Source organism: Streptomyces sp. LS1784, assembly GCF_020103755.1.
Classification (GTDB): Bacteria; Actinomycetota; Actinomycetes; order Streptomycetales; family Streptomycetaceae; genus Kitasatospora.
Window position 1 is genome coordinate 1 of record NZ_JAHSQD010001182.1, and the last position, 840, is coordinate 840.

The window sequence follows — 840 nt, forward strand, 5'->3', positions numbered from 1 at the left end:
TCACGCGTTCCACACGCCCGAGGCGGCGGCCTCGCGGGCGTAGTCGGCGAAGTCCCTCGGCTCACGGCCCAGCGCCCGCCGCACACCGTCACCCAGCGACGCGTTGCGACCGTCCAGGATCATCGAGAACAGTTCCGCGAAGTCCGCCGGCAGCCCCGCCGCCTCCAACACCTCCCGGTACGCCTCCTGCGAGACCGCCTCGAACCGCACCTCACGCCCCACCGCCGCCGACAGCTCCACCGCCACGTCCGCGAACGACAGCAACCGCGGCCCCGTCAGCTCGTACACCTCCCCCGCGTGCCCCGCCTCCGTCAACGCCGCCACCGCCACATCCGCGATGTCCTCCGCGTCCACGAACGGCTCCACCGCACCACCCACCGGCAGCGCCAACTCCCCCGCCAGCACCGGCTCCAGGAAGAACGACTCACTGAAGTTCTGGTTGAACCACGCGCACCGCACCACCGTCCACGCGGCCCCCGACTCCATCACCGCCTTCTCCCCCGCCTCCGCAGCCTCCTCGCCACGGCCCGACAACAGCACCAGCCGGCCCACCCCGCGCTCCGCCGCCAGCCGCGAGAACGCCCCCACCGCCTCCACCGCACCCGGGAACGCCAGATCCGGGTAGTAGGTGAGGTACGCCGCGCTCACACCCTCCAGCGCCCCCTCCCACGTCCCCTCGTCATGCCAGTCGAACGGCACCGCACCCGAGCGCGAACCCACCCGCACCTCGTAACCCCGGGCCGTCAGCCGTTCCGCCACCCGGCGACCCGTCTTCCCCGTCCCACCGACCACCAGCACGACACCGGACTCGACCGCGAGATCCACCACACCAGCCATCAC

The 840-nt window shown here is 72.4% G+C and carries 1 protein-coding gene; it reads right to left on the minus strand.

The genetic code is table 11. The features are described from left to right. Positions 1-837, minus strand: coding sequence for an NAD(P)H-binding protein (locus KS423_RS46425; protein ID WP_224285652.1), 837 nt, complete (start codon positions 835-837; stop codon positions 1-3). Positions 838-840 lie beyond the last annotated feature (3 nt).

What these genes read in the sequence shown, in the direction of transcription:
- KS423_RS46425 (WP_224285652.1), bottom strand. Translation starts at nt 837, where the DNA reads ATGGCTGGTGTGGTGGATCTCGCGGTCGAGTCCGGTGTCGTGCTGGTG.